2 protein-coding genes are annotated in these 9,087 nt (G+C 73.1%); both read left to right on the top strand.

Going from position 1 to position 9,087, the window contains the following annotated elements; genetic code table 11:
• Positions 1-2,751 (top strand): SDR family NAD(P)-dependent oxidoreductase (locus BT364_RS38445; protein WP_143166631.1); only part of this gene is annotated, 2,751 nt, incomplete at its 5' end.
• A gap of 25 nt (positions 2,752-2,776) precedes the next feature.
• Positions 2,777-9,087, top strand: a 6,311-nt coding sequence (locus BT364_RS38440; RefSeq protein ID WP_143166630.1) for a type I polyketide synthase, incomplete at its 3' end; no start/stop codon positions are given.

Raw genomic sequence — 9,087 nt, 5'->3', positions numbered from 1 at the left:
ATCTCCATCGCCGCCGTCAACGGCCCCTCGTCCGTGGTCGTTTCCGGCGACCCCGAAGCCCTGGACGAACTCGTCACCGACTGCCACACCAACGACATCCGCGCACGCAAGATCGACGTCGACTACGCCTCGCACTCCGCCCACGTCGAGGAGATCGAGGCGGAGTTGGCGCGGCTGCTCGTGGGCATCGCCCCGCAGACCGGCGGTACGGCCCTGTACTCCTCCCTCACCGGTGCCTTGCTCGACGGTACGGAGATGGGCGCCGGGTACTGGTACAACAACCTCCGCGAGACCGTCGAGTTCGAGCAGGCCACCCGCACCGCCCTCGCCGACGGCCACACCGTCTTCATCGAGGTCAGCCCCCACCCCGTCCTCTCCCTCGGCCTCCAGGGCACCATCGAGAACACCGGCACCGACGCCGCAACCCTCGGCACCCTCCGCCGCGACGAAGGCGGACCCGACCGCTTCCTCACCTCCCTCACCGAAGCCCACGTCCACGGCACCACCGTCGACTGGCCGGCCGTCTTCGCCGACACCGGCGCCACCCGCACCCCCCTCCCCACCTACGCCTTCCAACGCACCCGCTACTGGCTCAAGGACGAGCCCGAGGCCCCCGCCGCCACCTCCGTACCGGCTGAACAGTCCACCGCGGAAGCGGAGTTCTGGAAGGCCGTCGAGAGCGGTGACGCCGAGGCGCTCGCTCGGCAGCTGAACGGTGTCGATGCCGGACCACTGAGTGCCGTACTGCCGGCGCTGGCCACGTGGCGGCGGACCGCCACTGCCCACGCCACCCTGGACTCGTGGCGGTACCGGGTCACCTGGAAGCCGTCGGTGTCCTCGGGTGCCCCCGGTGCCCTTTCCGGTGCGTGGCTGCTGGTCGTGCCCGAGGCACTGGCCGACAGCGCGCTGGTGGCCGACTGCACACGGCAGCTGGCCGGACGGGGCGCCCGGGTGGTGGCGTTGGTGCTCACCGAGGGCCAGAGCGACCGGGCGGGTATCGCCAAGGCACTCACGGCCCTCGGCGACGCGGACCCGGGCTCCGAGGCGTCCACGTACGCCGGTGCGCTGTCGCTGCTGGCGCTGGACGAAAGGGCCGGCACGGCTCCGGGGACGGAGCTTCCGGCCACGACCACCCACACGCTCGCGCTTGTGCAGGCTCTCGACGACACCGCCGTGCGAGCACCGCTGTGGTGCCTCACCAGTGGCGGCGTCCAGATTGGACAGACCGGCTACAGCGATCCGGCGAGCAGTCCGGTGCAGGCACAGCTGTGGGGCATGGGCCAGGCCATCGCCCTTGAGGCGCCGGGAAGTTGGGGCGGTCTCATCGACCTGCCCGACGTGGCGGCGGAAGGGGGCGACGCATCGGTGGCGGAGCGGATATGTGCCGTGCTGTCCGGCGATTACGGGGCCGAGGACCAGGTCGCGGTGCGTGGCGAGGGTGTCTTCGCCCGCCGGATCGGCCGGGCTTCGCTGGGCGAGGCCGTACGCCGTTTCGAGCCCCGTGGCTCCGCCCTGGTCACCGGTGGCACCGGCGCCGTCGGCGGGCATGTCGCCCGTTGGCTGGCCGCCGAGGGCGCCGAACACATCGTGTTGACGAGCCGCCGTGGTCCGGACAGTCCGGGAGCGGCCGAGCTGGTGGAGGAGCTGGCCGTGGCCGGTGCCTCCGCGACGGTCGTGGCCTGTGATGTGGCCGACCGGGACCAGGTCGACGCGCTCGTCGAGCGGCTGCGGGCGGAGGGCCGCCCGGTGGGCAGCGTCTTCCACACGGCGGGCGTGGACGACACGGCGGCCGTGCAGGACACGGACGCGGCCGCCTATGCGACCGTCCTGTCCGGCAAGGTCAACGGCGCCCTGCACCTCGACGAGGCGTTGGGTGATTCCGTGGACACCTTCGTCCTCTTCTCGTCGATCTCCGGGGTGTGGGGCAATGCCCGGCACTCGGCGTACGCGGCGGCGAACGCGTCCCTGGACGCGCTGGCCCACCGGCGCCGGTCGCAGGGCCGGTCGGCGACATCCGTGTCCTGGGGCTGGTGGCAGGGCGACGGGCTGGCCGGCGGCGCCGGTGTCGGGGGCGCGCTCAGCGGCCTCGGCCTGGCGGCGATGGCACCGGAGCTCGCGGTGTCCGCGATGCGACAGGCCGTCGAGCACGGGGAGACGGCGGTCGTCGTCGCCGACATCGACTGGCGGGACTTCGCCCCGGCGTTCACGGGGCTGCGCCCGAGCGCGCTGATCGGTGATCTGCCGGAGGTGCGCGGTGCGGTGCGGCCGGGGGACGACGCGGAGACGGACGGCGGTCAGGACACCGCGCGGGACGCGGCGGCCGCGCTGCGTGCCGAACTCGCCGAACTTCCCGGTCCCGAGCAGGAGTACACGCTGCTCGAACTGGTGCGGGATCACGCGGCGGCGGTGCTCGGTCTGGCGGGGCCCTCCGACGTACGGCCCGACAAGCCCTTCCGGACCCTCGGTTTCGACTCGCTGACCGCGGTGGACCTGAGGAACCGGATCACCCGGGCCACCGGGCTGCGGCTGCCCGCCGCGCTGGTCTTCGACCACCCGACCCCTGTGGTGCTCGCCGCTTTCCTGCGGACGAAGTTCGACCTGCCGGTGGCAACCGGCGCCGCGGACCCGGTGCCTGTTCCGGCACCCGTTCCGGCAACAGCTCCGGCCCCGGCCGTGGCAGCAGACGACTCGATTGACGACATGGACGCCGAAAGCCTGATCCAGCTGGCTCTGGGAGACAACGGCTCATGATGACGTGCGAAATGTGGAGTGCATGATGGCTACTTCGGCGGACAAGGTTCTCGAGGCTCTGCGGGCGTCGGTCAAGGAGACCGAGCGGCTGCGGAAGGAGAACGCCCGGATCACCGGGGTGGCCCGGGAGCCCATTGCGATCATCGGTATGAGCTGCCGGTACCCCGGCGGTGTCGCGAGCCCCGAGGACCTGTGGCGGCTGGTGGACGAGGGCCGCGACGCGGTGGGCCCCTTCCCGGCCGACCGGGGGTGGGACATCGACGCCCTGTACGCGACGAGTCCTGCGGGCTCGGGTGCGTACGAGGGCGGGTTCGTCCCCGATGCCGCCGAGTTCGACGCCGGGTTCTTCGGGATCTCGCCGCGTGAGGCGCTTGCCATGGACCCGCAGCAGCGGCTCCTGCTGGAGGCAGCCTGGGAGGCGGTCGAGCGGGCCGGGGTGGCTCCGTCGGCGCTGCGGGGCACCCGCACCGGTGTGTTCGCCGGTGCGGCGGTCTCCGGGTACGAGAACAAGCTGCAGAACGCGTCCGAGAACGTCGAGGGCTACTTTCTGACCGGTACGGCGGGCAGCGTGGTCTCCGGCCGCGTCGCCTACACCCTCGGGCTGGAGGGCCCGGCGGTGACGGTCGACACGGCCTGCTCGTCGTCACTGGTCGCACTCCACATGGCCGTCCAGGCGCTGCGGTCCGGCGAGTGCGAGCTCGCGCTCGCCGGTGGTGTCGCCGTGATGGCGGTGCCCGAGGCGTACGCCGAGTTCAGCAAGCAGGGCGGGCTCGCCGTCGACGGGCGCTGCAAGTCCTTCGCCGCGGCCGCCGACGGCACGGGCTGGGCCGAGGGCGTCGGTGTGCTGCTCGTCGAGCGGCTCTCGGACGCGGTGCGCAACGGGCACCAGGTCCTGGCCGTCGTGCGCGGTACGGGGGTCAACCAGGACGGTGCCTCCAATGGGCTGACCGCCCCGAACGGTACGGCCCAGCAGCGGGTCATCCGCCAGGCCCTGGCCAACGCGGACCTGGAGTCGGCGGAGGTCGACGCGGTCGAGGCGCACGGCACGGGCACGGTGCTGGGCGACCCGATCGAGGCGCAGGCCCTGGTGGACACGTACGGGCAGGAGCGCTCGGCGGGCCGGCCGCTGTGGCTCGGCTCGATGAAGTCCAACATGGGTCACGCGCAGGCCGCTTCGGGTGTGGCCGGTGTGATCAAGATGGTCATGGCGATGCGGCACGGTGTGCTGCCGCGCACCCTGCACGTGGACGAGCCGACCCCGCACGTCGACTGGGCGGCGGGCGAGGTGGAGCTGCTCACCGAGGCGCGTGACTGGCCGGAGACCGGCCGGCCGCGCCGGGCCGCCGTGTCGTCCTTCGGTGTGAGCGGCACCAACGCCCACATCATCGTCGAGCAGGCGCCCGAGCCGGTATCCGCCCCGGATGGACCGGGTGGGACGGGTGGGGCTGGTGGGGCGGAGCACCCGTGGCTCGTGTCCGGCGCGTCCGCGCAGGGTCTCGCGGCCCAGGCCGAGCGGCTGCTGACGCATCTCACGGCGGACGGTGCCGGGGACGCCGGGCAACGCGTCCTCGACCTGGGCTTCTCGCTGGCCACCGGACGGTCGGCGCTGGAGCACCGGGCCGTCGTGCTGGGCGAGGACCACGAGACGCTGCTGGACGGCCTGCGGGCGCTGGCCCGGGGCGGGAACGCGCCGGGCACGGTGCGCGGCCTGGCGGTGCCGGGCCGGCTCGGCCTGATGTTCTCGGGTCAGGGATCGCAGCGTCCCGGCATGGGGCGTGAGCTGTACGAGACGTACCCGGTGTACGCCGAGGCCTTCGACGCGGTCTGCGCCGAGCTCGACCGGCAGCTGGCGGTCCATGTCGACCTGCCCGTGCGCGAGGTCGTGTTCTCGGAGCCGGGCAGCGCCGAGGCGGCGTTGCTCGACGCCACCGTGTACACGCAGGCGGGTCTGTTCGCCGTCGAGGTGGCCCTGTTCCGTCTGGTCGGCTCCTGGGGTGTCACCCCCGATCACCTGCTCGGGCACTCGGTCGGCGAGATCACGGCCGCCCATGTGGCGGGTGTGCTCACGCTTGAGGACGCGTGTGCGCTGGTCGCGGCCCGTGGCCGGCTCATGCAGGCGTTGCCCGCGGGCGGCGCGATGGTGTCCGTGCAGGCCACCGAGGAAGAGGTGGCGGGGCTTCTCGACGGTCGTACGGATGTGTCGGTCGCCGCGGTCAACGGGCCGCGCGCCGTGGTGATCTCGGGTGCCGAGGAGACCGTGGCCGAGATCGCCGCCGCCCTCGGCGAGCAGGGCCGCAAGACGCGGCGGCTGCAGGTCAGCCATGCCTTCCACTCCCCGCTCATGGAGCCCATGCTCGACGAGTTCCGCCGGGTCGCGGAGAGCCTGACGTTCCACCCGCCCCGGCTGTCGATCGTCTCCAACGTGACCGGCCGCATGCTGCGTTCGCAGGAGGTCCGCGACCCCGGTTACTGGGTGCGCCACGTCCGCGAGGCCGTCCGCTTCGCCGACGGTGTGCGGACACTGGCCGACCAGGGCGTCAGCACGTTCCTCGAACTCGGACCGGGCGGCGTCCTGACCGCCATGGGCCGGGCCGGTGTCGCCGACGCGGAGACTGCGGGGAACGAGGGGAGCGCCGACTCCGTCGCCTTCGTGGCCGCCCTGCGCAAGGACCGGCCCGAGCCCCATGCGATCACCGCCTCGCTCGCCGCGCTGCATGTCCGGGGCACGGCCGTGGACTGGGCGTCCTTCTACGCCGGTACGGGCGGTCGCCGGGTGGATCTCCCGACGTACGCCTTCCAGCGGCAGCGTTTCTGGCCGACTCCCACCGCCGCGCAGGACGCGGCCGAGGTGCTGGCCACCTTCCGTAACGAGACCCGTTTCTGGGAAGCGGTGGAGCGCGAGGACCTCACCGCCCTCGCCGACGCCATGCGTCCCGTGGACGTCGATCCGCTGGCCGCCGCGCTCCCCGCGCTGGCCGCGTGGCGTCGCCGCAACCGCGACCTCGACATCGTCGACGGGCTGCGCCACCGCATCGACTGGAAGCCGGCCGCCGCGTCCGCCACGCCCAACTCGGCCTCCCTGGCCAGTGATTGGCTGGTCCTGACGCCCACCCGGACCGCGTACGGGGCACTCGCCGACCGGGTGGCCCAGGCGCTCCGGGACCGGGGGGCCTCGGTCACCGCTCTCGACATCAACCCCCAGGACCTGGACCGCGCGTCGCTCGCGGACCTCCTGGCCGGGCACGTGGAGGGCAGGCCGGCCGGCGTGCTCTCGCTGCTGGCACTCGCCGCGGAAGACTCCGACGGCTCCGACGGCTCCGACGGCTCCGACGACGCGTTCGCGATCGGTGCCGTCCCCGCCGGTACCCGTGCCACCGTGCTCCTCACCCAGGCCCTCGGTGACGCCGGTCTCGACGCCCCGCTGTGGATCGCCACCCACGGCGCGGTCACCATCGGCCGCTCCGAGTCCCTCCACCAGCCCGCGCAGGCACCCCTGTGGGGCCTCGGCCGGGTCATCGGGCTGGAACACGGCGAGCGCTGGGGCGGTCTGATCGACCTGCCCGCCGAGCTCGACGAGCGCGCCGCCGACCGGCTGTGCGCGGCCCTCGCCGACGGCACCGAGGACCAGATCGCGCTGCGTTCCTCCGGCCTGTTCGTACGCCGTCTCGCCCACGACCCGCGCAGCACCACTCCGGCAGGACGCCCCGCGTTCGTCCCGCGCGGCACGGCGCTGATCAGCGGCGGTACCGGCGCGCTGGGCGCCCACACCGCCCGCTGGCTCGCCGCGAACGGCGCCGAACGGATCATCCTGACCGGCCGGCGTGGCCCCGAGGCCCCCGGCGCGGCCGAACTGGTCGCGGAACTCGGCACATTGGGTGCCCCGGCAACCGTCGTCGCCTGCGACGTGTCCGACCGGGAGGCACTGGCGGCGCTGCTGGAGTCCCTACGGACGGACGGCGGCCCGGCCCTGCGGTCGGTGTTCCACACGGCCGGCATCGCCAGCGACACCCCGCTGACCGACATCGACCTCAGCACGTTCGGGGACGAGATACGGGCCAAGGCGACCGGTGCCGCCTACCTGGACGAGCTGCTCCGCGACCAGGACGACGAGATCGACGCGTTCGTCCTGTTCTCCTCCATCTCCAGCGTCTGGGGCAGCCGCGGCCAGGGCGCGTACGCCACCGGCAACACCTATCTCGACGCGCTCGCCCAGCGGCGCCGCGAACGCGGCGCCGCCGCGACCTCGGTCTCCTGGGGCGCGTGGGGCGGCGGTGGTCTCGCCGACGGCCGCGAGGGCGAGCGGCTGGCACTGCGCGGCATCCGCACCATGTCCCCCGAGCACGCCATCGGCGCGCTCAAGCACGCTCTCGACCACGACGACACCCATGTGGCCGTCGCCGATGTCGACTGGGACCGCTTCCTTCCGGCGTTCACCGCGGCCCGCCCGCGACCGCTGCTCAGTGACCTTCCGGAGGCCATCGCCCTGGCCGACGGGGAATCCGGGGACGCCGCGTCCGGCGGCGAGGCGCACGACAGCCGGTCCCGGCTGCGCGACCGGCTGGCGGGGCTGTCCCCGGCCGACCGTACGGCGCTGCTCATGGAACTCGTACGGACCGAGGCGGCCGCGGTGCTCGGCCACGGAACCGTGGACGAGATCCGCCCCGACCGCGCCTTCCGAGACCTGGGCTTCGACTCCCTCACCGCGGTCGACCTGCGCAACCGGCTGGTCCAGGAGACCGGCGTACGGCTGCCCAGCACCCTGGTGTTCGACCACCCCAACCCGACCGCGCTGGCCCGCTTCATCGAGTCCGAACTCCTCGTGACGAACGCGGTTCCCGGCGGGGACGCGGCGGCCGCGGCCGGAGCGGGCGACGACGAGCCCATCGCGATCGTCGGCATGGCCTGCCGCTTCCCGGGCGGCGTGGCCGGCCCGGAGGACCTGTGGCGGCTCGTCGCCTCCGGAGGCGACGGCATCAGCGCCTTCCCCACGAACCGTGGCTGGGACCTCGACGCGCTCTACGACCCGGACCCCGAGGCGCACGGCACCTCGTACGTGCGCGACGGCGGCTTCCTCCACGACGCCCCCGGCTTCGACGCGGACTTCTTCGGGATCTCGCCTCGCGAGGCCCTGGCGATGGACCCGCAGCAGCGGCTGATGCTCGAAGCGTCCTGGGAGGTCTTCGAGCGGGCCGGTATCGACGCCGGCTCCGTACGGGGCCACCGCATCGGCGTCTTCGCCGGTGCCTCCGCCTCCGGTTACGGCGCCGACCTCGGCCGCACCGCCGAAGGCACCGGCACCGAGGGCCACCTGCTCACCGGCATGGCCACCAGTGTGCTCTCCGGCCGCGTGTCCTACATCCTGGGCCTGGAGGGCCCGGCGGTGACGGTGGACACGGCCTGCTCGTCCTCGCTGGTGGCCCTGCACCTCGCGGCCCAGTCGCTGCGCTCGGGCGAGTGCACGATGGCTGTGGCCGGAGGTGTCGCCCTGATGGCGACCCCGACGGGATTCGTGGAGTTCAGCCGCCAGGGCGGCCTGGCCGCCGACGGCCGTTGCAAGTCCTTCTCGGACGACGCGGACGGCACCGGTTGGTCCGAGGGCGTCGGCGTCCTGCTGGTCGAGCGCCTCTCCGAGGCACGCCGCAACGGCCACCAGGTACTCGCGGTCATTCGTGGCTCCGCCGTCAACCAGGACGGTGCGTCGAACGGTCTGACGGCTCCGAACGGCCCGTCGCAGCAGCGCGTCATCCGCCAGGCCCTGGCCAACTCTGGCCTGAGCACGGCCGATGTGGACACCGTCGAGGCGCACGGCACGGGGACGAAGCTGGGCGACCCGATCGAGGCCCAGGCGCTCATCGCCACGTACGGCCAGGACCGTCCGGAGGGTCGGCCGCTGTGGCTCGGCTCGATCAAGTCGAACATCGGCCATGCGGCTGCCGCCTCCGGCGTCGGCGGCGTGATCAAGATGGTCATGGCGATGCGCCATGGTGTGCTGCCGCAGACTCTGCACGTCGATGCGCCCTCGTCGAAGGTGGACTGGTCGGCGGGTGCGGTGGAGTTGTTGGCGGAGGCGCGGGTGTGGCCGGGGGTGGGTGGTCGTCCGCGTCGGGCGGGTGTGTCGTCGTTCGGTATCAGTGGGACGAATGCGCACGTGATCCTGGAGCAGGTCCAGGAGGAGCCGGTCGGGCCTTCGGTTGTCGAGTCGGTGTTGCCGGTGGTGCCGTGGGTGCTGTCGGCCAGGTCGGAGCAGGCGCTGGCGGGTCAGGCGGAGCGGTTGCTGGGTCTGGTGGAGGGTGTCTCGCCGCTGGATGTGGGGTGGTCGCTGGCTGTGACGCGTAC

The organism is Streptomyces atratus, from assembly GCF_900119365.1.
GTDB lineage: Bacteria > Actinomycetota > Actinomycetes > Streptomycetales > Streptomycetaceae > Streptomyces > Streptomyces atratus_B.
Note: the sequence above shows the minus strand (reverse complement) of the source record. Positions and strands in the feature narration are given on the sequence as shown.